Source organism: Gordonia sp. QH-12, from assembly GCF_001578675.1.
GTDB lineage: Bacteria > Actinomycetota > Actinomycetes > Mycobacteriales > Mycobacteriaceae > Gordonia > Gordonia sihwensis.
On sequence record NZ_KQ969283.1, the window covers coordinates 216,872 to 240,331 of the forward strand.

Sequence of the window (23,460 nt, forward strand, 5' to 3'; positions counted from 1 at the left end):
CGGCTCTACAGCCCGTACCGCCGCTTGAACCGTTCGACGCGGCCCTCGGCGTCCACCAGACGCTGGGTGCCGGTCCAGAACGGATGGGAATCGCTCGTCACATCGACGGTGATCAGCGGGTAGACCTCGCCGTCCTCCCACTCGACGGTCGCGTCCGAGGCGGCCGTCGATCGGGTGAGGAAACTCGTGCCGGTGGTCGCGTCGCGGAATACGACGTGGCGGTACTCGGGGTGGATTCCGGGCTTCATCGGTTCTCTCCTTCGGTCTGGTCCACGGTGGCGGACCGGTCGGTGGTCTCGAGGTCGTCGCACGGGTCGCGATGGTCGGTGCCGAACGGGGACGGCAGGTTCGCCAGGGCCCGCGGCCCAGCGGCCAGTTCGTCATCGGTGACGAGCGCCGCGTCGAAGGCGGCGCGGATCTCGTCGGGCGCGGCCCGATGGCACAGGACGACGATGCTGGTGTGGCGATCACCGTGCACGTCGTCCCAGTAGAACGCCGCCGTCGCGGACTGCTGCGGATCCGCGGCGGCCGCGGGATCGGTGGCCAGCCAGGTGCCGACGCGGCGGATGCCCAGGGCGCCGCCGGCCGAGTCGAGCCACAGCACGTCGTTCGGATTCGCCGCGATCCACAGCCGACCCTGCGCGGTCACGACGCCGTCGAGCAAGGCGTCGAGCGCCACGTGCAGCCGCTCAGGGTGGAACGGGCGCGTCGCTTCGATCGTCATCAGCTCCACGCCGCAGTCGGCGGTGAGGTCCGGTCGTCCCGACAGCAGGGGATCGAACGGGCGGCGCGGGCGTCCGTGAGGTGACTCCGCCGTGCCGGAGGCGAGCGCCCGCGCCATCAGTGCGGCGTCGAGCGGCTGCCTGCTGTTGAGCGTGCGCATTCCCGCGGCCGGCGCCAACCGGACGAGCACGGCGTGCAGTCGTGCGAGCTCCCATGCACCCGCGGCCGAGTCGGCGCGCTCCACGATCACGGTGTCGGCGAATCGCACCTGCCCGACGGCCACCTGTGCGAGGGTGCGCTCGTCCTCGGCGGCCGAGAGTCCCGCCTCAGCGAGCGTGAGATCGCCGGTGGCGTCGGCGAGCCACCGTGCCGCGTCGACGCCGCAGACGGTGTGGCTCAGGCACACGTCGTCGCCCGCGGGGGCGGGTGGCAGCCCCGGCACGTGCACGACCGTCTGGTGGACCTCGAGCGCGACGTTCTCCGGTTCCGCCACCGGATCGAGAACCACCACGATCCGGGACACCTGCGTCTCGCGGTGCAGGGTGCGCAGGAGCGGGAGGAGATCGAGTCGGAGTGTGCACGACACGCATCCGTGTTCCAGGTCGATGTCGTCGACACTGAACTCGTCGTGGCCGTCGGTGTCGATCCGATGCACGGTTCGCGTGACGCGGCCGCGCTCGACGTCACGCAGATCGTGGCTCACCACCGCGGTCCCGGGAGTGGCCAGGGTGTGGGCGATTCTGGCGGAGATAGTGCGATCGAGGCCGGTGACCAGGGTCAACGGTGTTCTGTGCGAACGTTCCTGCGGCATCTCGACTCATTCCTTACTTGTAATGGTTTTCATTAATTTCGGATTTCACTGTACCGTCATCGGCGAAATTAATGCGAATAGTTGTCAGTAAGGAGGCTTCATGTCAGCGAGATGCCAGGTGACGGGGGCGGTACCCGGATTCGGGAAGTCGGTGTCGCACTCGCACCGTCGGACGTCGCGTCAATGGCAGCCCAATCTGTTCCGGAAGACGTACTGGGTGCCCAGTCTGGGTCGCCGGGTGACGTTGCGGGTCAGCGCCAAGGGGATCAAGGAGATCGATCGGGACGGGATCGATGCGGTCGTCGGTCGCATCCGGCGGCGAGGGGAGCGGGTCTGATGGCGAGCAGCACTGATCTGCGGCCGGTGATCAAGCTCCGGTCGACGGCCGGTACCGGATACACGTACGTGACGCGCAAGAACCGCAGGAACGACCCCGATCGTCTCGTCCTGCGCAAATACGACCCGATCGTGCGGCGGCACGTGGATTTCAAGGAGGACCGCTGATGGCGAAGAAGTCGAAGATCGTCCGTGACGGGCAGCGGCGCGCGGTGGTCGAGCGGTACGCCGAGCGGCGGGCCGAGCTGAAGCGGATCGTCGTCGATGCGAGCGCCGAGCCCGCGGCCCGCCGGGCGGCTCAGGCGGAGTTGTCGAAGCAGCCGCGCGACGCCAGCGCCACCCGGCTGCGCAATCGTGACGCGGTCGACGGCCGGCCGCGCGGCTACCTCCGCAAAGCGGGAGTGTCGCGCATCAGATTCCGTGAGATGGCGCACCGCGGCGAGCTGCCCGGCATTCAGAAGGCGAGCTGGTGATGCGTGAGGTGAAACGGCGTACCGCCGGTCCGAACCTGACCTTCGACTACAAGGACACGCAGACGCTCAGGCGCTTCCTGACCGACCGCGGCCGCATCCGGAAGCGATCGGTCACCGGCTTGTCCGTGCAGCAGCAACGCCGCCTCGCGGTCGCGGTGCGGAATGCGCGGGAGATGGCGCTGCTGCCCTGACGCTCAGCCGGCCAGGCGCCAGGTCGGCTCGCCGAGCGACGCGGCGAGGGCGGCGCGGGCGGTCTTGAAGGTCGCGGTCTCGGGCTGCGAATCGGTGAGCCAGACCAGGGTCGGCCACTGCTTCGGCCCGAGATCGGTCTGCGCCTTCAAGAACTCCACCAGCGACTCCCGCGTCAGTCCCGGTGCCACCAGCACGGCACCGACGGCGTCGCCGATGTCGTCGGGGACGCCCAGCACGGTGGCGTCGGCTATCAACCGATGGCGCAGCAGGATCTGCTCGATGGGACGGGTACCGAGATTCTCGCCGTCCACCCGCAGCCAGTCGCCGAGACGGCCGGCGAAGTGCACGTACCCGTCGTCATCCACCCATCCCAGATCTCCGGTGCGGTACACGCCGCCGCGCAGGCGCTGCGCCGTCGCCTCCTCATCGCCGTAATAGCCGTCGAAGAGTCCGGCACCGGCGGTGTTGACGATCTCGCCGATCCGTCCGGCGGCGACGGGTTCGAGTGTGTCCGGGTCGACGACGGCGTTCGGGGCGGTGAGCGGCCCGAGCGCATCGTCCGGGGTGTCCGCGGTGCGGGTGATCGAGACACCGCCCTCGGTGGACCCGAAACCGTCGACCACGCGCGCGCCGAACCGGCGCGCGAACTCGGTGCGATCGGCGGCCCCGGCCTCGTTTCCGTACACCAGGCGGAGGGTGCTGCGGGCGTCGTCGTCGCGCTCGGGCGTGGCCAGGACATAGCGCAGCGGCTTGCCGACGTAGTTCGCGTAGGTGACACCGTACCGACGCACGTCCTCGCAGAACCCGGTCGCCGAGAACTTCCTGCGAAGGACGATCGACGCGCCGGCGGCCACCGCCACCGACCATCCGGCGATCAGCGAATTGGAGTGGAACATCGGCATCGACAGGTAGGCGACGTCGTCGGGTCCGAGTCCGAAACGCTGCGCCAGCATCACTCCCGGCGCACCGAACTTGCGCTGACTGCAGCGCACGGCCTTGGGGTCGCCCGTAGTGCCGGAGGTGAAGATGAGCATCACCAGATCGTCGGGTCGCACGGGCGCCGGTGCGAACCCGTCGGACGACGCCGCGGAGACCGTCTCGGCCCACTCGGCGCCGTCGACGTTGAGCACCGGGACCGGGAGATCCGCCGGAATCAGCTCGGCCGTCTCGTCCGAGACGATCACGATCTGACAGTCCGCCCGGGCCACGTCCGCGGCCAGCGCCGCACCCCGGCGCGTGCTGTTGAGCCCGACGAGGACGAACGCGCCTAGTGCGGCCGCTCCGAACAGGAAGCTGAACTCGGGGACGTTCGGCAGCAGCACGCCGACGTGCGGAGGACGGACGGGATCGAGTCGTTCGCGCAGCGCCGCAGCACGTTTCCTGGTCGCAGTGAAGTGATCGCGCCACGGGGTGAACCCGCCCTCGAAATGCATCCCGCGGTCGGTGACCTCCGACAGCGAGGCGTAGAGGTCCGACAGGCAGCGGGCGTCGGTGACGGCGGCGGGCGGCGCGGTCACCGAATCACCGCGTCGCCGTCAGCAGGTCGCCGAGTTCGGCGAGCACCACCGGGGCGCTGCCCAGCGTGAATTCGTTCTGCTTGGCGCGCAGGAAGTACCGGTGCACCGGGTGGCTGGTGTCCAGACCGACGCCACCGTGCACGTGAACCGTGGTGTGGGCGACGCGGTGTCCGGCTTCGGCCGCCCAGAACTTGGCGGTGTCGACCGCGGCGGTGGCCCCGTCGGCGTCGGTGTCGGCGAGTCCCGACAGCAGCCAGGCGGCCTGCAGCACGCTCAGCGTGAGTGCCTGGACATCGATGTAACCGTCGGCGAGGCGCGCGGCCACGGCCTGGAACGAACCGATCGGCCTTCCGAACTGCTCTCGTTCGCGTGCGTAACGGGCGGTGGCGTCGAGGGCTCCGGCGATCACGCCGGCCTGGTCCGCGCTGACGGCCAGCCGCAGCAGGTCGAGTGCTCGATCGACGGTGGCGGCGCCGCCGTCGAGGATCTCGTCGGCCGCCACCTCCACCGCGTCGAACTCGACGAGATAGGTCGGGGTGAGACCGGTCGTGACGGTCTCGGTGATGCGCACGCCGGACCGGTCCGCGGGTACGACGGCGATCAGCGGCCCGCCCGCGCTCGCGGCGGTGACGAGGAGGGTGTCCGCGGCCGCCGCGTAGGGGACGTTGACTTTGGAACCGGTGAGAGCCGAGCCGTCGAATGCGGTGAGCCCGTCGACGGGTCCGTAGGCGCCGTCCTCCTCGACCGCGGCGGTCAGCACCTGCTCGCCGGAGACGGCCCGCGGCAGCAGTTCGGATCGGAGCCGGTCGCTCGCGTGCGCGCAGAGCAGCGGAACGCCGGCCACCGCGTGCGGACCGAACGGCACTCGGGCCAGGGCGCGGCCCAGTTCGGTGGCCACCGCGGTGGTCTCCAACGTGGTGAGACCGGCGCCGTCGACGGCCTCGGGTGCGGCCAGGCCGAGGAGGCCGGCCGCGGCGATCTCGGTCCAGAGCCGCCGGTCGATCGGCGCGCGATCGCTCTCGAGTTCGGCGACCCGCTCGGCGGGGCTGAGCCGGTCGACGATGTCGGACGTCAGCTTGGCGAGGTCGGTCGCAGCTTCGGTGGGGTTGAAGTCCATGGGTTCGTCCTTTTGAGTACGGCGGCGGTTCAGCGGCGGGCCGGCGGGAGCTTCAATGCGAGCATGCCGATGATGTCGCGCTGGATCTCGTTGGTGCCGCCACCGAAGGTGAGGATCAGGGAGGTGCGCGCGAAGCGCTCCAGCCGGCCGAGCAGATGAGCTCCCGGACTGCCCTGCCGCAGAGTGGCGGCGGGTCCGACCACCTCCATCAGCAACCGGTAGGCCTCAGTGGCGAACTCGGTGCCGAACACCTTCGTCGCCGAGGCGTCGGCGGGCGACGGCGAGCCGCCCGAGGCGGCGATCGACGCGATCTTCCAGTTCACGAGCTTGAGGAACTCGACCTTGGCGTGGACACGTGCGAGGTTGGCCCGGACCCAGGCTTGATCGGCCGGCCGCCGACCGTCGGTCTCCGCGGTGGCGAACGCCAGCGTCTCCCGCAGTGCGGTCTGGATGGGGGCGGCACTGCACAGCGCCACCCGCTCATGGTTGAGCTGGTTGGTCACCAGGCTCCATCCGCCGCCCTCTTCGCCGACGCGATTCGTGACCGGAACGCGTACGTCCTGGTAGTAGGTGGCGCTGGTGTCGACGCCCGCCATCGTGTGGACCGGGGTGTACGAGAAGCCCTCGGCGGTGGTCGGCACGATCACCATCGAGATCCCCTTGTGCTTGCTCGCCTCCGGATCGGTGCGGCAGGCCAGCCAGACGTAATCGGCGTAGGGGATCAGCGAGGTCCACATCTTCTGCCCGTTGATGACGTACTCGTCGCCGTCCCGGACCGCGGTGGTGCGCAGCGCTGCCAGGTCGGTGCCCGCACCGGGCTCGGAGTAGCCGATCGAGAAGTGCAGGTCGCCGGCCGCGATCTTCGGCAGAAAGAACTTCTTCTGTTCGTCGGTGCCGAAGTGCATGATCGTCGGCGCCACCGAATTGATCGTCAAGAACGGGACGGGGGCGCCCGCGATTGCCGCTTCGTCGGTGAAGATCAGCTGATCCATCATCGAGCGGTCGGCTCCGCCGTACTCGGTGGGCCAGCCCAGCGCGAGCCAGCCGTCCCGCCCCATCTGGCGGACGACGTCCCGGTAGGCATCGCCTTCTCCGAGTTCTCCGTCACCGCCGGTGAGTGCGGCTCGGCGCTCCGGCGTCATCAAGGCGTCGAAGTAGGCGCGAAGTTCGCTCCTGAGCTGCTCTTGTTCCTGCGTGTAGGCGATCCGCATGGCTCTCCCGCCGTTGCTGTTTCCCAATCGGGGCGCAATACTGCTTCCCTAGTATTGAAACACGTTCTAACGTGTAGGACGCGAGCCCGTCAACTGTTCGGGCTGCAAGCGGAGGAGGAATAGATGCACATCAAATGCGACTTCGATCTGTGCGAGTCGAACGCTGTCTGCGTCGGTATGGCACCCGACGTCTTCGAGCTCGACGACAACGACTACCTGGTGATTCTGCAGGACGACGTGGCCGAGACCCGGCGCGAGGAGATGCGTCAGGTGGTCGCCAGCTGCCCCCGCTCGGCACTGTCCATCGTCGACGACTGACAACACTCATTTCCCGATCGAGTGGATGCTCGCAGGGATCTGTGTTAGAACAAGTTCTAGTTTTCGCGTCGAAGGGATAGAAGTGAGTCAGTCGTTGGACGGTCGGGTAGCAGTCGTCACCGGTGCGGGTGCGGGTCTGGGGCGTGCGGAGGCGATCGGTCTCGCGCGCGACGGGGCCACCGTCATCGTGAACGACCTTCAGTCGGCGCTCGACTCCAGCGACGTCTTCGACGAGATCGCCGGTGTGGGCGGCAAGGCGGTTCCGGTGGCAGGCGACATCGCCGACTCGGCCACCGCGGCCGAGATCATGCGTGTCGCGACGCAGGACCTCGGCGGTCTGCACGTCGTCATGAACAACGCGGGCATCACCCGCGACGCCATGCTCTTCAACATGACCGATGAGCAGTGGGATCTGGTGCAGCGCGTCCACCTGCGGGGTCACTTCCTGCTCAACCGGAACGCCGCCGCACACTGGCGCGCCGAGTCCAAGGCCTCCGGTGCGCCCGTGTACGGCCGCCTGATCAACACATCGTCGGAAGCGGCGCTCCTCGGTGGCGCCGGCCAGGCGAACTACTCCGCGGCGAAGGCCGGCATCTCGATGCTGACGGTCTCCGCGAGCCGCGCACTGGCCCGCTACGGCGCCACCGCCAATGCGATCTGTCCCCGTGCGCGCACGGCGATGACCGCGGACGTCTTCGGTGCAGCCCCCGAGGACGCCGTCGACCCGCTGTCGCCCGAGCATGTGGTGACCCTGGTCCGCTACCTCGCCGGTCCCTCGGCGCAGAATGTCTCCGGACAGGTCTTCGTGGTCTACGGCCCCAAGGTCAGTCTGATGGCCGCTCCCAAAGTGCAAGAGGTCTTCGCCGCGGACGGCGACCAGTGGTCGCCCGAGGCGCTCGGCGACGTCGTCTCGGCGTACTTCGCCGAGCCGGAGAAGGTCGGCACATTCTCGGCCTCGGATTTGATGGACTAGCACACCTCTCTTTAGAGTGTGTCGGCTCGGCTTGTAACGCAGAGCACAATTTTCGTACGTGATAGGTTGCCAGCATCGGAGCGGGAGGAGGGGCCTTGACGAGCAGACTCGCTGCCCCGATGAACGGCGTGGGAGAGTTCGTCTCCCTGGGTGTGGAATCCGCCCGTGAGCTTTTTCGACGTCCTTTTCAGTGGCGTGAGACCGTCGAGCAGTCGTGGGCCATCGCCCGCGTCTCACTCGTGCCCACCCTGCTGGTCGCGATCCCGTTCACGGTGCTGGTGAGCTTCACGCTCAACATCCTGCTCCGGGAGATCGGTGCGCAGGACCTCTCCGGCGCCGGTGCCGCGCTCGGAACGATCACCCAGATCGGCCCGATCGTCACGGTGCTCATCGTCGCCGGTGCCGGCGCCACCGCGATCTGCGCCGACCTCGGTGCGCGCACCATCCGTGAGGAGATCGACGCGCTCGAGGTGCTCGGCATCAACCCCGTCCACCGGCTGGTGGTGCCGCGCATCATCGCCTCGACCGGGGTGGCGCTGCTGCTCAACAGCCTGGTGTGCACCATCGGCATCGCGGGCGGCTTCATCTTCTCCGTATATCTGCAGGACGTGAATCCCGGCGCCTTCATCGCCAACCTCACGCTGCTCACCGGTCTCGGGGAACTGGTGATCTCCATGATCAAGGCCGCGCTCTTCGGCCTGTTCGCCGGACTGGTGGGCTGCTACCGCGGCCTCAACGTCAAGGGCGGAGCGAAGGGCGTCGGTGACGCCGTCAATGAGACCGTCGTCTACTCGTTCATGGCGCTGTTCGTCGTGAACGTGGTCGTCACCGCGGTCGGTCTCAAGGCGACGATGGGATAATTGATGGTTCTGCCAGGTACTACCCGTCTGCTCACTGCCCGTGTCGCGCTCAAGCGCGCCGGCGAGGACTGGAACAAGATCGGTGATCAGGCCCTCTTCTACTGGGACGCGATCGCCTCGATTCCGCGTGCCGTCCGGCTCTACAAGAAGGAGACGCTCCGCCTCATCGCGGAGATCTCCATGGGTACCGGTGCGCTCGCGATGATCGGCGGCACGGTGGTCGTGGTCGGCTTCCTGACCCTGTTCACCGGCGGCACGATCGCCGTCCAGGGATACAACTCGCTCGCGAACATCGGCGTCGAGGCCCTCACCGGCTTCTTCTCCGCGTTCATCAACGTGCGAATCGCCGTCCCGGTGATCGCCGGCATCGCCCTGGCGGCGACGATCGGCGCGGGGGCCACCGCTCAGCTCGGCGCGATGCGAGTGTCCGAGGAGATCGACGCCCTGGAAGTGATGGCGATCGCGTCCGTGCCCTACCTGGTGAGCACGCGCATCGTCGCGGGACTGGTCGCGATCATTCCGCTGTACTCCCTCGCGGCGCTGGCGTCGTTCCTGGCCAGCCGGTTCGCGACCGTGGTGCTCTACGGCCAGTCCTCCGGCGTGTACGACCACTACTTCTCCACGTTCCTGATCCCGTCGGACATCCTGTGGTCGTTCGTACAGGCGATCTGCATGGCCGTCGCGGTCATGCTCATCCACACCTACTACGGATTCAACGCGTCCGGCGGTCCGGTCGGCGTCGGTGTGGCGGTCGGCAACGCGGTCCGCGCCTCGCTGGTCGTGGTCGTGGTCATCACCCTTCTGACGTCGCTCGCGATCTACGGCGCCGACGGCAAGTTCAATCTGGCGGGCTGAACGGATGGCGAAGAAGAACAGCAGAGGCTACAGCGACCGCACCCGGAAGCTCGCAGCCGTCATCATGGTCGGCGTGCTCGCCGGCATCGTCGCGCTGGCGTCCGGGCAGTTCCTCGGATGGTTCGCCAGCACCGAGACGGTCACCCTCTTCGCGCCGCGCGCGGGACTGGTGATGAATCCCGACGCGAAGGTCAAGCTCCGCGGGGTGGAGGTCGGGCGCGTCGCCTCGGTGACCACCCTCGGTGACCGGGCCGAACTCAAGCTCGACATGGCCTCCGACCAGATCGGCATGGTTCCGGCCAACGTCAAGGCCGACATCAAGTCGAACACGATCTTCGGGGCCAAGGCCGTGAACCTCGTGGTGCCGGAGTCCGGGCCGGAGGGACAGCTGCGGGCGGGCTCGGTCATCACCGCCGACCACGTGGTCGTGGAGCTGAACACGGTGTACCAGCAGTTGGTCAACGTGCTCGCCGAGCTGCAGCCGGACAAGCTCAACGTCACCATCGGCGCCGTCGACGAGGCCCTCTCGGGACGCGGGAAGCAGATCGGCGACGCGCTGGTCCAGCTCACGGACGTGCTCGGCAAGACCAACCCGCACCTGCCCGAGCTCAACCGGCTGCTCCGCGAGGGTGCAGGCGCCACCAACGTCTACGCCGACGCGATGCCCGATTTGATGCGCGTGCTCGACAACGCGACCGTCGTCGGGAACACCCTGGTCGACAACGCCGCGAACCTCGACGCGCTGCTCATCAACGTCACCGGCATGACCAACACCGTCAACGGCGTGCTGACGGCGTCGAAGAAGAACCTCATCTCCACTCTGACCGATCTCAACCCGGTCAGCCGGCTGCTCGGCAGGCAGGCGCCGGGACTGCGGTGCTTCATCACCGCGGCGTCGGACGCCACCGACATCGCCACGCCGCTGCTCGGCGGGCGTAACGGCATGCTGCTGCTCGACGCCGGACTGATCCCCGGTCAGGACCCGTACCGCTACCCGCAGGACCTGCCCGAGGTCCACGGCGACGGCCCGCCGACCTGCCAGGCCGGACTGACCGATGTGCAGTCCAAGGAACACATCCCGTTCTACGTCATCGACAACGCGCCGCAGCCGTATCAGCCGCGCACCACCCCGAAGGTGGAGTCGCGCAAGCTCTTCCAGTTGCTGTTCGGAGGTACCCCCCGTGGATAGTCGCGCACGCGCATTCCGTGCGACCGTCATCAAGCTCGGCGCCTTCGCCCTCGCCATGATCCTGGTGCTCGTCGGCCTGGTGCTGGTGTTCAGCCGTTACCAGGGCGGAAGCAGTGACAAGTACAGCGCCGTCTTCGCCAGCGCCTCCGCCATGAAGTCCGGCAGCGTCGTCAAGATCGCGGGCGTCGACGTCGGAGCCGTGAGTTCGGTGAAACTCAATCGCGACAACCAGGCCGAGGTCACGTTCACGGTCAACGACAACTACCGGCTGCCGAAGTCGGTGCAGGCCCGGATCCGGTACCAGAATCTCACCGGCGACCGCTATCTGGAGCTGCAGCCGGGCACCGGCGACATGAGCCAGACGCTGTCGGCGGGCGATCAGATCCCGCTGAAGCAGACCGAGCCCGCTCTGGACCTCGACAACCTGCTCGGCGGATTCAAGCCGCTGTTCCGGACGCTGGACCCCGATGAGGTCAATCAGCTGACCTCCTCGCTGATCGCGATCTTCCAGGGGCAGGGCGCGGGACTGAACACGCTGCTGGCCAGCACCTCGGAGTTCACGAACAAGATCGCCGACCGCGACCAGCTGATCGGCAGCGTCATCGACAACCTCAACAAGACGCTCTCCACGCTCGAGGCCGACCACAAGGGCCTGGACCAGAGCGTGGACCGGATGCAGAAGCTGATCTCCGGACTCGCCCAGGACCGCGGTGTGTACGGCGAGGCGATCAGCCAGGCGAGCCAGGCCACCACCGGATTGGCGAGCCTGATGAACGCCACCCGCCCGGATCTCAAGGAGACGGTGTCGGCGCTCGGGCGGACCAGCGAGCAGGCGCTCAAGGCCGAGCCCTTCATCCGCAATCTGCTCGGTCGCCTGCCCGGCGACTTCAAGATGCTCTCCAACCTCGGCAGTTACGGGGCCTGGCTGCAGATCTACTTCTGCCGTATCCGGCTGCTGCTGCCCGGTCCGGGCAACACCCAGTACTACTTCACGGCGATCGACGCGATGGGCGATCAGACCAGAGCGGGCGGGAGGTGCGCGAGTTGAGTGAGAACGTGAATCCCGAGCCCGCAGAGTCGCAGGATCCGGACGTCGACGTCACACAGGCCGAGACCAAGCCCTTCCACCGTGCGGGGCGGCCCAAGTATCAGGTCGGAATCATCGGCGCACTCATCACCGCGATGGTCGTGATCATGGCCATGCAGATGGACCGGCTGCCGTATCTCTCGCAGATCAGCACCTACGACGTCTACTTCGACGACGCGGGTGGTCTGGTCACCGGGGACGTGGTGCTGGTGGCCGGCGTCAACGTCGGCACCGTCGAGGGCATCAGCCTGGCCGAGACCGATCAGGGACTCAAGGCCAAGATCAGGTTCCGGCTCAACGACACGGTCGTCATGGGCGATCGCACCCGCGCGGCGATCAAGACCGAGACCGTCCTGGGACGGCGCAATCTGACGATCACACCGATCGGCACCGGCCGGATCAAGCCCGGCGGGTCGATCCCGGTGGACTCGACCGTGTCGCCGTACTCGCTGTCGGACGCTCTGGAGGATGCGACCTCCACCCTGGCGACCACCGACACCGATCAGCTCAACAAGGCGCTGGAAACCCTCACCGAGACGTTCTCGAAGACACCGGCCAATGTCAGCGGGGCCGTCGAGGGGGTGAGCCGGCTGTCGAAGGCGATCGCGGATCGCGACAACGCGCTCAGCGACCTGCTGCGGCAGGCCCGCGGGGTGACCCAGATCGTCGGTCAGCGCAGCAACCAGATCCGCGACATGTTGATCGACGCCAATGCACTGCTCGGCGAGCTCAACATCCGCCGCGAAGCGCTGCGTCAGGTGATCAAGGGGACCAAGGACGTCACCGCCGAGATCACCGGGTTCGTCGAAGACAACAACGCTCAGCTGAAGCCGGTGCTCGACAAGTTCAACGGCGTGCTCGACATCCTCAACGACAACGAGGAGAACTTCGGCAAGGCGATCGACAACCTCGGTCCGTACGCCAACATCCTCGGTGAGGCGGTCAGCTCGGGACCGTACTTCTCCTCGCTCGTCGGACTGCCGACGTGGGGCGACTACTTCGGCACGTTCCTGAAGGTCCTGCAGCGCAAGTACCCCGAGGCGGCGAAGTACTTCTACCAGTACTCGGGTAACCCGCTGTTCCCGAAGAACTGGAACCAGGGGCCGGATGCGGGCGCCCCGGACGTGGGACGTCCCTCGCCCAAGCGTCAGTACCCGACGCCCATCCCGCAGCAACCGCAGAACAACAATGACCTGAACCCCAGCCAGCGTCACGGAACGGGAGGCTGACGTGGGCATCTCGAAACGAGTGTGGGCGATCATCGCCGGAGTCGTCGTACTGGTGCTGCTGGCCGTCGGGGTGTTCCTCGGCGTCCAGAAGGCGACCACGCGGACCATCACCGCCTATTTCCCGTCGGTGAGCGGCCTCTACAGCGGCGACCCGGTGCGCGTGATCGGCGTCAATATCGGCAAGGTCTCGTCCATCGAGACCCGTCGCGGCGATGTCAAGGTCACGATGCGCATCGACGACGACACCCCGATCCCGGCCGATGCGCGTGCCGTGATCGTCGCGCAGTCGCTCGTGTCCGGCCGGTTCATCCAGCTGACTCCGGTGTACGACAAGGGCGCGAAGCTGCAGGACGGCGACTCGATCCCGATGGAGCGGACGGCCGTGCCGATGGAGTGGGACGACGTCAAGAAGCAACTCGACGAGCTCACCAAGGCCGTCGGCCCGCACGGCGCCGAGCCGGGCACCGCCGCCGACGCCATCAACGTGATGGATAAGAACCTGTCGGGCAACGGCCAGGCGATCGCCGACTCGATCAAGCAGATGTCGACGGTCATGGGCACGCTGTCGGACAACCGCGACGATGTCTTCGCCACCATCAAGAGCCTGCAGAAGCTGACCGACGCACTCTCGACGAGCCACGAGCAGTTGGTGCAGTTCAACGGGCGGATGGCCAGCGTCAGCAGCGTGCTCGAAGGCAGCAGCGACGATCTCGGCGATGCGATGACGAATCTGAACGAGGCGGTCGGTGAGCTCGAGGGCTTCCTCGGGACCAACAGCGGCGTCGTCACCTCCACGATGAGCAAGTTGGCGCAGCTGACCGGCACGCTCAAGCGCAAGGACGAGCAACTGCGCGGCCTGCTGCACTCCGCACCCAACCAGCTCGCCAACTTCTTCAACATCTACAACCCGCTGACCGGGTCGCTCGACGGCGTCTTCGGTCTCGGCATGGGCAACAACCTGATCACGCTGCTGTGCGGATCGATGGCGTCCACCGCTCGCCCCGGCGACACCGAGAAGGACATCGAGCAGTGCGTCGACATCATCGGTCCGGTGATGAAGGACGTCGTGGTCAACTACCCGCCCTTCATGGCGAACCCGGTGATCGGGCGTACGGCGAATCCGGACCAGATCACCTACCAGAACGAGAGCGTGAAGCAGCGCGCCCAGGCCGGCGTGCGTGAGCGCGATGCGGCCAGCCGCAACGCCAATCCCGATCCGCTGGGGAAGCTGCTGGTGCCGTTCGGAGGTGAGGGCTGATGAGGTCGAAGAAGTTGGTCGCCGCCGTGGCGTGTGCGGGCCTCATCGTCGTCCCCGTCATGGCGGGCTGCAGCAGCGGCACCATCTCCACGGTGTCGGCCGTCGGCGCCGCGGGAACGGGTTCGGACGCCTACCGGATCACCGCTCGCATCCCGTCGGCCGCGGGCCTGGTGCGCAACGCGCCGGTGATGATGAACGACGCGACCGTCGGCAGCGTCGGCGACATCACGATCGACGACTGGACCGCGAAGGTGACGCTCCGACTGAACGGGGACGTCAAGGTGCCGGTCGGTTCGCACGCGATGATCGGGATGACCAGCGTGCTCGGCTCGTCGCACATCGCGATCGTTCCGCCCGACCACCCGAGCGGGCAGTATCTCCGTGAAGGCGGCTCGTTGGCGCTGCCGAACTGCCCGGAGCAGCAGAACCTGGCCCAGACCGATCCCAAGAAGATCCCCGACATCACCTCGGCGCAGACGGTCGATCCGTGCATGTATCCGACCACCGAACAGGTGCTGAGCTCGCTGTCGGTGGTCCTCAACGGCGGCGGACTGTCGCAGATGGGCGACGTGGTCCACGAATTGGACCAGATCGTCGGAGGTAACGAGGGGACGCTCAAGAGCCTCATCCCGCGGCTGAACACCCTGGTCTCCGACTTGAACACGCAGACGGACAACATCATCGACGCCATGTCCGGCCTCGATCGGCTGGCGGAGACGATCAACCGCCAGACGCCGACCGTCCAGCGTGCGCTGGAGAGCGGCCCGAGGATTCTGCAACTGCTCGTGGATCAGCGCAAGAATCTGACCAGCGCGATGGACGGGGTCGGCAAGCTCTCGGCCACCGCCAACGAGGTGCTCCGCGAGAACAGCGACGACATCAAGACGATCGTGCCGAATGTGCGCGAGTTGCTCGATCAGCTGTCGATGACGGGTCCGGCGCTCACCAACTCACTGCGGATCCTGCTGACCTTCCCGTTCGTCGAGGATCTGATTCCGACGATCGTGAAGGGCGACTACGTCAACTCCGATCTCGTGCTCGACCTGACCTGGAACCGACTGGGCAAGACGATGGTCGCCTCGGTGACCGCGGCCGGGCCGGAGACCGTCGTCGGCAAGCCGGCGGGTGGGGCCAAGCAGGGTGCGAATCCGTACTCGGCGCCCTTGAAGAAGGGGCCGACAGAGCGTAAGCAGCAGAATTCGGCGAATCCCTCGCCGCTCGACCTGCTTCCGAAGATCCAGGGCGGCAACTGATGAAGATCACGCATTTCGTCCGTGTGCAGCTGATCATCTTCAGCATCGTCACGGTCATCTCGATGGTCGCGATGGCGGTGTTCTACATCCGGCTCCCGCAGATGTTCGGGATCGGCACCTACACGATGACGCTGGAACTGCCGTCGACCGGTGGCCTCTACGAGAACGCCAACGTCAGCTACCGCGGGGTGGACGTCGGCAAGGTCACCGGCGTCCGTCTGACGCCGACGGGCGTCTCGGCGACGCTGACGATCGACTCCGGCACCGACATCCCTGCGAACTCCGCGGCCTCGGTCCGCAGCGTCTCGGCGGTCGGCGAGCAGTTCGTGAACTTCGAGCCGCCCAAGAACCCGTCGAGCGACAACCTGGGCAATGGTGCGACGGTCACGAGCAGCGATGTCCCGGTGGAGATCTCCTCGATGCTCGACCAAGCCGACGCGCTGCTCAACCAGGTCAGCGACACCAAGCTCCGCTCGGTGATGGACGAGGCTTTCACCGCGTTCAACGGCACCGGTGAGGATCTTCAGCGATTGATGGACTCGATGGTGCTCTTCGTCGGCGCGTTGAACAAGAACGTGGACGCCACCATCGATCTGGTCGATCAGGCCGGGCCGATACTGGCGACCCAGAACCGCACCGCCGACCAGATCCGCTCGTGGACCAAGGATCTGACGAAGGTGACCGATCAGCTCCGCGCCAGCCGCCCCGACATCACCGACATCCTCGCCAAGGGTCCCGGTGTGGCGTCGCAGGCGCAGAAACTGTTCGAGGACATGAGTGACTCGTTCCCGCTGGCGATCTCGAATCTGTCGGTGGCCGCGCACACGCAGGCGGTGTATCTGCCGAATCTGCGGCAGACGATCGTGTTGTATCCGCGCGTGCTCTCCGCGCTGATCACCGCGATCAACTCCGGCTCCAACCGGCACGGTCCCAACGTGAACTTCACGCTCGGCTTCCAGGATCCGCCGACCTGTACTGTCGGGTTCATGCCGACCGACCAATGGCGTTTCCCGTCAGAGCAGGATGCCCGCGACCTGCCGCCGGGCCTGCTCTGCCGGCTTCCGCAAGACGCTCAGGCCGCGGTCCGAGGCGCACGAAACTTCCCGTGCGTCGAGTATCCGGGCCGCCGTGCTCCGACACCCGAGGAGTGCAAGACCGGTTTCGTTCCCTCCAAGCGCGACAACGTCGCCTTCCCGAACGGCCTGCCGGGCACCGACCTGCCGAAGCAGCCGGCCGGGCGCGTGGTGCCGGGAACCCCGAGCGACTACGATCCGTCGCCGGCGGTCTACGCGACCACCTACGATCCGCAGACGGGACAATTCATCGGACCCGACGGAAAGACCTATGTGACCGCTGAGAATCAGCAGGCGCAGGGCAAGAAGCAGAAATGGTACGACCTGATCACGAAGACGGTGGAGTCCTGAACTCGCCCGAAGACGACGTTGTCCGCCGCTCCAGTCCGCTGAGCCGACGACGCAAGAAGCCGAAGAAGTCCGAGGCCGAACCGGCCGTGGAGACCGAGACCGAGCAGCCGGCCGAGCCGGTCGACGAGGCCCCGGCCGCCGAACCGGAACCGGAGCCCGACCCCGAAGAGGTGGAGCGCAGCGCCGGATACCGTGAGCGTCGGCGCAGCCGCGGTGTGGTGCGCAAGTCCACGCGGCAGAAGGCCGGCGACGGCTCGAAGCTGATGATCGTCGCGGTGGTGCTCACGTCGCTCGTCCTGGTGATCGGCGCGGTGCTGTCGGGCGTGTTCGGCTACCAGTACCACCAGATCGAGCAGCAGCGGCAGTGGCGGGCCGAATACTCCACCTTCGCCCAGCAGATGGTGGTGTCGATGACCACGCTCGACCCGCAGAACGCCGACCAGATGTACAAGAACGCGATCGACAAGACCAGTGGCCGCGCGAAGCAGATGTTCCAGGAGAACATGAAGCAGGTCGCGGACATGGTCCGCAAGGGCGACCTGGTCACCAAGACGACGATTCTCGCCGACGCGGTGTCGAAGGCCGACGAGGACGAGGGCTCGGTGCTCATCGTGTACGGCTGGGAGGGCCACCCGAAGAACGACCCGAAGAGCAGCGAGTCGACGACCTTCCGCGCCCGCGTGGACATGACACGCATCAATGGTGAGCTGAAGATGACGTACTTCGATTGGGTGGCGTGATGAGTCGAGTGCAGCGCTGGCTGCTGCCGGTACTGGGATTGATCGTGGTGATCGTCGTCGGCGTGACGATCGCGCTGGGCATCGTCTACGCGAACGCGGCCGCGCAGGAGCGGGCGCGTGACTCCGCGCTGTCGGCTGCGCAGACGTACGTCGTGGACATGTTCTCGTGGAACTCGAAGACCGTCGACGCGCACATCAACACCACGATGGGCCGGCTCACGGGCGGGGCCCAGAAGGACTATCAGAAGCACATCGTCGAGTCGAAGGTGGCCGAGGGCGTCAAGCAGGAGGGGGTCTCGACCGTCGTGACGGTTCAGGACTCCGGCGTCATGGAGAACACCCGCGACACCGCGAAGGTGCTGCTGTTCATCAACCAGTCGTCGACCCGGAACAATGCCGAAGACGTTCAGGTCGACAAGAGCCGCCTGATCTTCGGCATGGAGAAGCAGGGCGACGACTGGAAGATCAACGAGATCGACATCCTCACCGACGACAGTCTGCAGAAGAACGTGCAGTCCGGTGGCGAGACGCCGCCGTCGAACGCCGTGCCCATTCCGAGCGCCCCGAGCTCTCCGGCACCGCAGTCGACGCCCGCGGGCTGAGCCTCGCGCCGCTCTCCGAGCGGCTCCGGTCTGGTTGAAGCCCTCGGCAGGCTGGTCCCAGGCTGGTTGAGCGGGTCCATCCCAGGCTGGTCCAGTGGCTCTTCCCAGGCTGGTTGAGCGGTCTTTCCCCCAGGCTGGTTGAGCGAGCGAAGCGAGTCGAAACCGCGTGACATCCGCTGATCCGCGAACCGCCACCGCGGCACTCACTCGAGCCCGTCCAACCGGTCAGGCGGAGAAGGCTCCTTCGATCCAATTGCTGAACTCGCACGCGAGATGCCAGCGGTGTTCTTTAACCATCTGCGGTGCCATGAGTTTCGGGAACTCCACGCACGCGCGGAGGTGAAAGCCGTACCTGTCGTCGCGAAGCTGATGACGTACGCCGCCGACTGCCGTATCCGCGCCGGTCCGAGCGACTCCGGCGAGTTCGAGTGCGAACGCCGGATCCCGCGCGGTGGTCAGCCGGGAGGTGTCGTCGTAGTCGACGAAGAACCGGGTTGCGAAGGGACTGCCACCGGTCGTCTCGATCACCTCCTGCCTGCCGTCCGCCGTGCTGTCGATGATGAAGTGGTCCGGACTCGCGACGACCATGCTCCACGCATAATCGTCGCGGCCCGCATCCGAGAACCAGTCCACGAACCCCTGAGCGTCCCCGCCCTCTACATACAGATCACAGACGCTGGTGGCTCTGCGACCTCCCGACAGCCCGCCGGTGACGCGTGCGACCGCATCCGACAGTCGGATGTCGCGGGCCAGGCGGCGCCGGATCTCATCGACCCCCAGCTCGAACTTGCCATCGCAGAACGCGCGCCGCATATCTTCGACCGGACCCGAGGGAGCCTTCATGCCGAGTTTCCTTGAGGCTCGCGGGATCCGGCGCGCCTCCCAGGCGAGCACTTCGTCGCGGCCGACTCTGCGGCCATCGATCACGGCTGTGATCGTCACATCGTTCTCGTTCACTCGAAAGCTCCGTCCGTCGGTCGCCAATGGAATTTAAAGCAACTATAGTTGCGTTTGTCCGGAGGTGCGACGAGTGCGGCGATGAAAGGGGCTGAGCGGAGATGACCGGCGATGCGGTATCCGAACGTCGACGTCCGGGCGGTCGTTCCGCCCGGGTGGTCGCAGCGGTTCACCAGGCGACGCTCGAGATCCTCGCGGAAGTCGGGTACGCGGGACTGCAACTCACCAACGTCGCGGATCGCGCTGGTGTCAACAAGACGACCGTCTACCGCCGATGGTCGACGAAAGCGGCACTCATCGGCGACATCCTGACTCGGTTCGCTCGCACGAACGTCGCGACGCCCGACACCGGCTCGTTGCGAGGCGACCTCGAACTGCTCCTGTCGGGCATCGTCGAGGCGCTGGGGGACCGCGCGATTCGCGCGGTCGTGCAGGCAGCGGTGACGGTGGACGTGGCAGAGGACGACGTACGCCGCGCTCGCGCCGCCTTCTGGGATGAGCGGTTCCTGCGCAGCGGTGTCATCGTCGAGCGCGCTGTCGCTCGAGGGGAACTCCCGTCGACTACCGATGTGCGGGAGTTTCTGGAGACCGCCGCGAGTCCGCTCTACTTCCGGATCCTGATGACTGACGACGTCGCCGATGCCGCGTACGTCGCGGCTGTGGCGGAGCGGACTGTCCGGGCGTTCGCTGGGGTGTGAGCCGCAGGCGCTGAATGAAATGGCGCCCGCCTCCGGGGTGATTCGGAGGCGGGCGCCGGCTCTTGGGAGGGAGCGCTACGAGGTGTAACCCATCGGCATGAGGATGGCCTTGTGCTCGAGGTAGCTCTCGAGTCCTTCGCGGCCGTTCTCTCGGCCGATGCCGGACTTCTTGTAGCCGCCGAAGGGCGACGACGGGTCGATCGCGTACCAGTTGATGCCCATCGTTCCGGTGCGGATCTGCTTGGCGACCTCGACACCCTTGTCGATGTCGGTGGTCCAGACCGAGCCCGCGAGACCGTAGTCGGAGTCGTTGGCGATGGCGATGGCCTCGTCGAGATCGTCGTAGGCGATCACGCTGATCACCGGACCGAAGATCTCTTCGCGGGCGATTGTCATGTCGTTGGTGACGCCGGTGAAGATGGTGGGACCGACGAAGTTGCCGGTGCCGATCTCCGGTGCGGGCACCTCGAGAACGGCGGTGGCCCCCTCCGACTTGCCCTTGGCGATGTAGCCGGTGACCTTGGCGTGCTGCTTGTCGTTGATGATCGGGCCGACCTTCGTCTCCGGGTCGTCGGGCAGTCCCGGGGTGAAGGTGGAGGCAACCGCGACCATCGCGTCGACCACCTCGTCGTGCTTGCTGCGGGGGACCAGCACGCGCGTCTGTGCGACGCAGGCCTGACCGGAGTTCAGGATGCCCGAGAAGACGAGCATCGGCGCGCTGGCGGCGATGTCGGCGTCTTCGAGGACGATGGCCGCGGACTTGCCTCCAAGTTCCAGCGAGCAGCGCTTGAGCTGGTCACCGCAGCGTGCGGCGATGGCGCGGCCCGCCGCGGTGGAGCCGGTGAACGTGATCTTGTCGACGTCGGGGTGATCGACGAGCGCCTGGCCGGTCTCGACGCCGCCGGGTACCACGGAGATCACGCCCTCCGGAATGCCCGCCTCGGTGAAGATCTCAGCCAGGAGATTCGCGTTCAGCGGCGTCTCGGGGGCGGGCTTGAGCACGATGGAGCAGCCGGCCGCCAGAGCGGGGCCGAACTTGTTGCAGAAAAGGAACAGCGGGACGTTCCACGCGATGATCGCACCGACCACCCCGACGGGCTCGCGGACCACGAGGCTCTCGCCGAACAGGCCGGTCCGCTTCTCCTCCCATTCGTATGCGTCGGCGGCGTCCGCATAGGCGTTCAGGACCCCGGTCCCGGCCAGCTGCTGCAGGGTCGCGACGTCGCCGGGAGTGGCGCCCATCTCGGCCGAGACGAGGGCGCCGATCTCGCCGCCGCGCTCATTGATCAGCTCCGCTGCCCGACGGATCACCGCAGCTCGCTGGGCCGGCGGCGTGTTGCGCCACACGCCGGAGTCGAACGCTTCGCGGGCGGCGCGGACGGCGTTGTCAACGTCGACCTCGTCGGCCAGCGGGACCGAGCCCACCTTCTCGCCGGTGGCGGGCGAGAACACCTCGAGAATCTGCGAGGAATGCGGTGCGACCCACTTCCCGCCGATGTAGAGCTGGGTGGTCTCGATGGGCTCGGTCATACGTGCTCCTAGTATCGGGAAACCTTATTTCCTCGATACTAGAACACGTTCTAAATCACTGCCAGCGTCTTGGCGCGAAAGACGTGTGCGTGACGATCCGTCAGGACTTCGGCTCGACCTCGATCACGACCTCGAACTCGAGGAGGTCGGCTCCGGTGGCGACGGGTTTGCGGTCGCTCTTGTGCGCGGCGCGGGCATCGCCACCGGCCCACGCCTGGTAGCTCGCGTCGTCCTTCCAATGCGTGACGACGAAGTACCGGTCCTCGCCCTTGACCGGACGCAGCAGATGGAAACCGAGGAATCCCTCGGCCTCGTCCACCACTCCCGCACGCGCGGCGAAGCGCTTCTCCAGTTCGGGGCCGGCGCCTTCGGGGATCTTGATCGCGTTGATCTTCACAATTGCCATGCCGTCCAGCCTACTGACGAACCGCCCGCCGGATTAGGGTCGAGAGTCGTGAATGGACTCCTGGACTACGGCGGCCTCGACAGGGACGAGGGCGGGCTCGGGGCGATCGTTCTGCTGCACGGACTGATGGGCCGCGGACGCACCTGGAGCCGTCAGATTCCCTGGCTGCGCCGCTACGGACGAGTGTTCACCTTCGACGCCGCCTACCATCAGGGCCGGTTCGACGATTCGCGCCCGCCCGCGCCCGAGGACATCGCCACCGAGCGGTTCGTCGCGGACGTCGGAGAGGTGATCACCTGGATCGACCGCGGACCCGCCGTACTCGTGGGTCACTCGATGGGCGGGCTGCACGCGTGGTGCGCGGCAGCCGAGTTCCCCGAACTGGTGAGCGCGATCGTGGTCGAGGACATGGCGCCGGATTTCCGCGGCCGCACCACCGGCGACTGGGCCCCGTGGTTCGACAGCTGGCCCGAACGATTCGCCGGGCTCGACGAGGCGGTCGCGATGTTCGGAGACGTCGCCGGCCGGTACTTCTACGAGGCCTTCGACGACGGTCGCCTCCACGGCAGCATCCCCGTCTGGGCAGCGATAGCCGAGGAGTGGGGCACCAGAGACTTCTGGGCGCAGTGGGAGGCGGTCGACGTGCCCGCGCTGCTGGTGGAGGCGGAGCACTCCGTGACGCCGCCCGGGCAGATGGCAGACATGGCCGTCCGCGGCGGTCAGGCGCGGTACCCGCAGTCGGCCTATCTGCGAGTTCCCGGCGCCGGGCACCTGGTTCACGACGACCGCCCCGGCGTGTACCGGGGCGCGGTGGAGGCCTTCCTGTCAGGCCTCGCCGGCTAGGCAGAACAATCCGTCGTCGTTGACCTCGATGAGCCCGTCGACGAGCAGTGAGTCGAGCGCGCGGTCGCGCTGGGCGGGGTCGGCGGTCCACGCGAGGTCGAGGCGGGCGCGTTCGACGGGGCCGCGACCGCTGCGCAGCACATCGAGGAGCCGTCCGCGGGCCTGGCGGTCGGTGCCCTCGAACTTCTGGGTGCGACGCGGGGGACCGTCGTGGGCGGGTCGTCCGCGCGCCACCCAGCGGCAGCTGCCGAGCAGGGGGCATTCCTCGCACCGCGGGTTGCGCGCAGTGCACACGAGCGCCCCGAGCTCCATCACCGCGGCCGAGAACGTCGGCGCGGTGCCGTCGTCGGGCAACAGTGCCGCGGCCTCCGCCAGATCGCGCTTGGCGGGATTTCCGGCCTGCGCCCGGCCGTGCACCGCGCGGGCTATCACCCTGCGCACGTTGGTGTCGACCACCGGGACCGATCGGCCGTAGGCGAAGCACGCGACGGCGCGGGCGGTGTAGTCGCCGATCCCCGGCAGCGCGAGCAGGGTGTCGACGTCGTCGGGGACCACGTCGCCGTGCTCGGCGGCCAGGACGCCCGCGCATTCGTGGAGCCGCATCGCGCGCCGGGGATACCCCAGCCGGCCCCACGCGCGGACCACTTCTCCGGTGGTCTCGGCGGCCATCGCGGACGGAACCGGCCACCGCCGCACCCATTCCTGCCAGGGCTCGAGGACGCGCGCGACTGGAGTCTGCTGGAGCATGATCTCGCTGATCAGAATGTGCCAGCCGGGTATGCCCGGTTCGCGCCACGGCAGCGGTCGACGGGCACGGGTGAACCAATCGAGTACATCGCGCGGTGGCATACTTGCGCT

General features: G+C 67.2%; 27 protein-coding genes. 18 read left to right on the forward strand and 9 right to left on the reverse strand.

The genetic code is table 11. The annotated features are described in order from the left end of the window. Window positions 1–5 precede the first annotated feature (5 nt). Window positions 6–248 carry a type B 50S ribosomal protein L31 gene (locus Y710_RS02980; protein ID WP_062366254.1) on the reverse strand — a complete coding sequence of 81 codons (243 nt, stop codon included), beginning with the start codon at window positions 246–248 and terminating at the stop codon, window positions 6–8. Continuing rightward, window positions 245–1,534 (reverse strand): ribosome hibernation factor-recruiting GTPase MRF, encoded by a 1,290-nt coding sequence (locus Y710_RS02985; RefSeq protein WP_062366256.1) that lies wholly within the window; start codon window positions 1,532–1,534, stop codon window positions 245–247. Before Y710_RS02985 ends, Y710_RS02980 begins: the two co-directional genes overlap by 4 nt. Before the next feature lie 100 nt (window positions 1,535–1,634). Between Y710_RS02985 and rpmB the strand changes: the two genes are divergently transcribed. The 4 genes from rpmB to rpsR are packed head-to-tail and all read left to right on the forward strand — an operon-like array spanning window position 1,635 to window position 2,534. Beyond that, window positions 1,635–1,871: a 50S ribosomal protein L28 gene (gene rpmB / locus Y710_RS02990; protein WP_062366258.1), complete on the forward strand. Its 237-nt coding sequence runs from the start codon at window positions 1,635–1,637 to the stop codon at window positions 1,869–1,871. Then, window positions 1,868–2,038: a 50S ribosomal protein L33 gene (rpmG, locus tag Y710_RS02995; RefSeq protein WP_197462904.1), complete on the forward strand. Its 171-nt coding sequence runs from the start codon at window positions 1,868–1,870 to the stop codon at window positions 2,036–2,038. The genes rpmB and rpmG overlap by 4 nt, the downstream gene beginning before the upstream one ends. After that, the gene (gene rpsN / locus Y710_RS03000) at window positions 2,038–2,343 is read left to right on the forward strand and encodes a 30S ribosomal protein S14 (RefSeq protein WP_062366260.1); all 306 of its coding nucleotides are present in this window, start codon (window positions 2,038–2,040) and stop codon (window positions 2,341–2,343) included. The genes rpmG and rpsN overlap by 1 nt, the downstream gene beginning before the upstream one ends. Then, complete coding sequence (gene rpsR, locus Y710_RS03005; RefSeq protein ID WP_062366267.1) at window positions 2,343–2,534, forward strand: 30S ribosomal protein S18; 192 nt, start codon at window positions 2,343–2,345, stop codon at window positions 2,532–2,534. The genes rpsN and rpsR overlap by 1 nt, the downstream gene beginning before the upstream one ends. A gap of 3 nt (window positions 2,535–2,537) precedes the next feature. Here rpsR and Y710_RS03010 read toward each other — a convergent pair whose 3' ends face one another. The 3 genes from Y710_RS03010 to Y710_RS03020 are packed head-to-tail and all read right to left on the reverse strand — an operon-like array spanning window position 2,538 to window position 6,380. Further along, a complete protein-coding gene (locus tag Y710_RS03010; protein WP_062366268.1) occupies window positions 2,538–4,052 on the reverse strand; it encodes an AMP-binding protein in 1,515 nt (504 codons plus the stop codon). 4 nt (window positions 4,053–4,056) lie between these two features. After that, the gene (locus tag Y710_RS03015; RefSeq protein WP_062366270.1) at window positions 4,057–5,169 is read right to left on the reverse strand and encodes an acyl-CoA dehydrogenase family protein; all 1,113 of its coding nucleotides are present in this window, start codon (window positions 5,167–5,169) and stop codon (window positions 4,057–4,059) included. A gap of 29 nt (window positions 5,170–5,198) precedes the next feature. Further along, a complete protein-coding gene (locus Y710_RS03020; protein ID WP_006894237.1) occupies window positions 5,199–6,380 on the reverse strand; it encodes an acyl-CoA dehydrogenase family protein in 1,182 nt (393 codons plus the stop codon). Window positions 6,381–6,503: 123 nt separating this feature from the next. Here Y710_RS03020 and Y710_RS03025 point away from each other — a divergent pair, with 123 nt between their 5' ends. From Y710_RS03025 to Y710_RS03080, 12 genes are all read left to right on the forward strand, one after another. Then, window positions 6,504–6,698, forward strand: a complete 195-nt coding sequence (locus Y710_RS03025; RefSeq protein ID WP_006894238.1) for a ferredoxin — start codon at window positions 6,504–6,506, stop codon at window positions 6,696–6,698. A gap of 82 nt (window positions 6,699–6,780) precedes the next feature. After that, window positions 6,781–7,671, forward strand: coding sequence for a 3-oxoacyl-ACP reductase (locus tag Y710_RS03030; RefSeq protein WP_006894240.1), 891 nt, complete (start codon window positions 6,781–6,783; stop codon window positions 7,669–7,671). A 95-nt stretch (window positions 7,672–7,766) separates the two neighbouring features. Continuing rightward, the gene (locus Y710_RS03035; protein WP_006894241.1) at window positions 7,767–8,531 is read left to right on the forward strand and encodes an MlaE family ABC transporter permease; all 765 of its coding nucleotides are present in this window, start codon (window positions 7,767–7,769) and stop codon (window positions 8,529–8,531) included. 3 nt (window positions 8,532–8,534) lie between these two features. Continuing rightward, window positions 8,535–9,386 (forward strand): MlaE family ABC transporter permease, encoded by an 852-nt coding sequence (locus tag Y710_RS03040; protein ID WP_006894242.1) that lies wholly within the window; start codon window positions 8,535–8,537, stop codon window positions 9,384–9,386. A 4-nt stretch (window positions 9,387–9,390) separates the two neighbouring features. Next, the gene (locus Y710_RS03045) at window positions 9,391–10,575 is read left to right on the forward strand and encodes an MCE family protein (RefSeq protein ID WP_045536833.1); all 1,185 of its coding nucleotides are present in this window, start codon (window positions 9,391–9,393) and stop codon (window positions 10,573–10,575) included. Continuing rightward, on the forward strand, window positions 10,568–11,623 hold the full coding sequence (locus Y710_RS03050) for an MCE family protein (RefSeq protein WP_062366272.1): 1,056 nt from the start codon (window positions 10,568–10,570) through the stop codon (window positions 11,621–11,623). The genes Y710_RS03045 and Y710_RS03050 overlap by 8 nt, the downstream gene beginning before the upstream one ends. Before the next feature lie 110 nt (window positions 11,624–11,733). After that, window positions 11,734–12,891 carry an MCE family protein gene (locus Y710_RS03055; RefSeq protein WP_231649998.1) on the forward strand — a complete coding sequence of 386 codons (1,158 nt, stop codon included), beginning with the start codon at window positions 11,734–11,736 and terminating at the stop codon, window positions 12,889–12,891. A gap of 1 nt (window position 12,892) precedes the next feature. Further along, the gene (locus tag Y710_RS03060; protein ID WP_006894246.1) at window positions 12,893–14,149 is read left to right on the forward strand and encodes an MCE family protein; all 1,257 of its coding nucleotides are present in this window, start codon (window positions 12,893–12,895) and stop codon (window positions 14,147–14,149) included. Beyond that, window positions 14,149–15,402 (forward strand): MCE family protein, encoded by a 1,254-nt coding sequence (locus tag Y710_RS03065; protein ID WP_062366274.1) that lies wholly within the window; start codon window positions 14,149–14,151, stop codon window positions 15,400–15,402. Before Y710_RS03060 ends, Y710_RS03065 begins: the two co-directional genes overlap by 1 nt. Then, window positions 15,402–16,826 (forward strand): MCE family protein, encoded by a 1,425-nt coding sequence (locus Y710_RS03070; RefSeq protein ID WP_006894248.1) that lies wholly within the window; start codon window positions 15,402–15,404, stop codon window positions 16,824–16,826. The genes Y710_RS03065 and Y710_RS03070 overlap by 1 nt, the downstream gene beginning before the upstream one ends. Then, window positions 16,790–17,566: a YfgM family protein gene (locus tag Y710_RS03075; protein WP_006894249.1), complete on the forward strand. Its 777-nt coding sequence runs from the start codon at window positions 16,790–16,792 to the stop codon at window positions 17,564–17,566. Before Y710_RS03070 ends, Y710_RS03075 begins: the two co-directional genes overlap by 37 nt. Continuing rightward, a complete protein-coding gene (locus tag Y710_RS03080) occupies window positions 17,566–18,168 on the forward strand; it encodes a hypothetical protein (RefSeq protein ID WP_006894251.1) in 603 nt (200 codons plus the stop codon). Before Y710_RS03075 ends, Y710_RS03080 begins: the two co-directional genes overlap by 1 nt. 225 nt (window positions 18,169–18,393) lie before the next feature. Here Y710_RS03080 and Y710_RS03085 read toward each other — a convergent pair whose 3' ends face one another. Next, complete coding sequence (locus tag Y710_RS03085) at window positions 18,394–19,110, reverse strand: hypothetical protein (RefSeq protein WP_039866630.1); 717 nt, start codon at window positions 19,108–19,110, stop codon at window positions 18,394–18,396. A 116-nt stretch (window positions 19,111–19,226) separates the two neighbouring features. On the opposite strand from Y710_RS03085, the gene Y710_RS03090 reads away from it, so the two are divergent. Beyond that, window positions 19,227–19,823 (forward strand): TetR/AcrR family transcriptional regulator, encoded by a 597-nt coding sequence (locus Y710_RS03090; RefSeq protein WP_062366276.1) that lies wholly within the window; start codon window positions 19,227–19,229, stop codon window positions 19,821–19,823. A gap of 75 nt (window positions 19,824–19,898) precedes the next feature. Here the strand turns inward: Y710_RS03090 and Y710_RS03095 are convergent, their stop codons facing one another. Then, window positions 19,899–21,353 (reverse strand): aldehyde dehydrogenase, encoded by a 1,455-nt coding sequence (locus Y710_RS03095; RefSeq protein WP_062366278.1) that lies wholly within the window; start codon window positions 21,351–21,353, stop codon window positions 19,899–19,901. Window positions 21,354–21,453: 100 nt separating this feature from the next. Continuing rightward, complete coding sequence (locus Y710_RS03100; protein WP_045536843.1) at window positions 21,454–21,759, reverse strand: antibiotic biosynthesis monooxygenase family protein; 306 nt, start codon at window positions 21,757–21,759, stop codon at window positions 21,454–21,456. 48 nt (window positions 21,760–21,807) lie between these two features. Between Y710_RS03100 and Y710_RS03105 the strand changes: the two genes are divergently transcribed. Continuing rightward, window positions 21,808–22,602, forward strand: a complete 795-nt coding sequence (locus Y710_RS03105; protein WP_045536844.1) for an alpha/beta fold hydrolase — start codon at window positions 21,808–21,810, stop codon at window positions 22,600–22,602. Here the strand turns inward: Y710_RS03105 and Y710_RS03110 are convergent. Continuing rightward, a complete protein-coding gene (locus Y710_RS03110; protein WP_082083865.1) occupies window positions 22,585–23,451 on the reverse strand; it encodes an HhH-GPD family protein in 867 nt (288 codons plus the stop codon). The genes Y710_RS03105 and Y710_RS03110 overlap by 18 nt on opposite strands. Between the last annotated feature and the right edge of the window lie 9 nt (window positions 23,452–23,460).

What these genes read in the sequence shown, in the direction of transcription:
- Y710_RS02980 (WP_062366254.1), bottom strand. Translation starts at nt 248, where the DNA reads ATGAAGCCCGGAATCCACCCCGAGTACCGCCACGTCGTATTCCGCGAC.
- Y710_RS02985 (WP_062366256.1), bottom strand. Translation starts at nt 1,534, where the DNA reads ATGCCGCAGGAACGTTCGCACAGAACACCGTTGACCCTGGTCACCGGC.
- rpmB (WP_062366258.1), top strand. Translation starts at nt 1,635, where the DNA reads ATGTCAGCGAGATGCCAGGTGACGGGGGCGGTACCCGGATTCGGGAAG.
- rpsN (WP_062366260.1), top strand. Translation starts at nt 2,038, where the DNA reads ATGGCGAAGAAGTCGAAGATCGTCCGTGACGGGCAGCGGCGCGCGGTG.
- rpsR (WP_062366267.1), top strand. Translation starts at nt 2,343, where the DNA reads ATGCGTGAGGTGAAACGGCGTACCGCCGGTCCGAACCTGACCTTCGAC.
- Y710_RS03015 (WP_062366270.1), bottom strand. Translation starts at nt 5,169, where the DNA reads ATGGACTTCAACCCCACCGAAGCTGCGACCGACCTCGCCAAGCTGACG.
- Y710_RS03020 (WP_006894237.1), bottom strand. Translation starts at nt 6,380, where the DNA reads ATGCGGATCGCCTACACGCAGGAACAAGAGCAGCTCAGGAGCGAACTT.
- Y710_RS03025 (WP_006894238.1), top strand. Translation starts at nt 6,504, where the DNA reads ATGCACATCAAATGCGACTTCGATCTGTGCGAGTCGAACGCTGTCTGC.
- Y710_RS03040 (WP_006894242.1), top strand. Translation starts at nt 8,535, where the DNA reads ATGGTTCTGCCAGGTACTACCCGTCTGCTCACTGCCCGTGTCGCGCTC.
- Y710_RS03045 (WP_045536833.1), top strand. Translation starts at nt 9,391, where the DNA reads ATGGCGAAGAAGAACAGCAGAGGCTACAGCGACCGCACCCGGAAGCTC.
- Y710_RS03065 (WP_062366274.1), top strand. Translation starts at nt 14,149, where the DNA reads ATGAGGTCGAAGAAGTTGGTCGCCGCCGTGGCGTGTGCGGGCCTCATC.
- Y710_RS03070 (WP_006894248.1), top strand. Translation starts at nt 15,402, where the DNA reads ATGAAGATCACGCATTTCGTCCGTGTGCAGCTGATCATCTTCAGCATC.
- Y710_RS03075 (WP_006894249.1), top strand. Translation starts at nt 16,790, where the DNA reads ATGGTACGACCTGATCACGAAGACGGTGGAGTCCTGAACTCGCCCGAA.
- Y710_RS03080 (WP_006894251.1), top strand. Translation starts at nt 17,566, where the DNA reads ATGAGTCGAGTGCAGCGCTGGCTGCTGCCGGTACTGGGATTGATCGTG.
- Y710_RS03090 (WP_062366276.1), top strand. Translation starts at nt 19,227, where the DNA reads ATGACCGGCGATGCGGTATCCGAACGTCGACGTCCGGGCGGTCGTTCC.
- Y710_RS03095 (WP_062366278.1), bottom strand. Translation starts at nt 21,353, where the DNA reads ATGACCGAGCCCATCGAGACCACCCAGCTCTACATCGGCGGGAAGTGG.
- Y710_RS03100 (WP_045536843.1), bottom strand. Translation starts at nt 21,759, where the DNA reads ATGGCAATTGTGAAGATCAACGCGATCAAGATCCCCGAAGGCGCCGGC.
- Y710_RS03110 (WP_082083865.1), bottom strand. Translation starts at nt 23,451, where the DNA reads ATGCCACCGCGCGATGTACTCGATTGGTTCACCCGTGCCCGTCGACCG.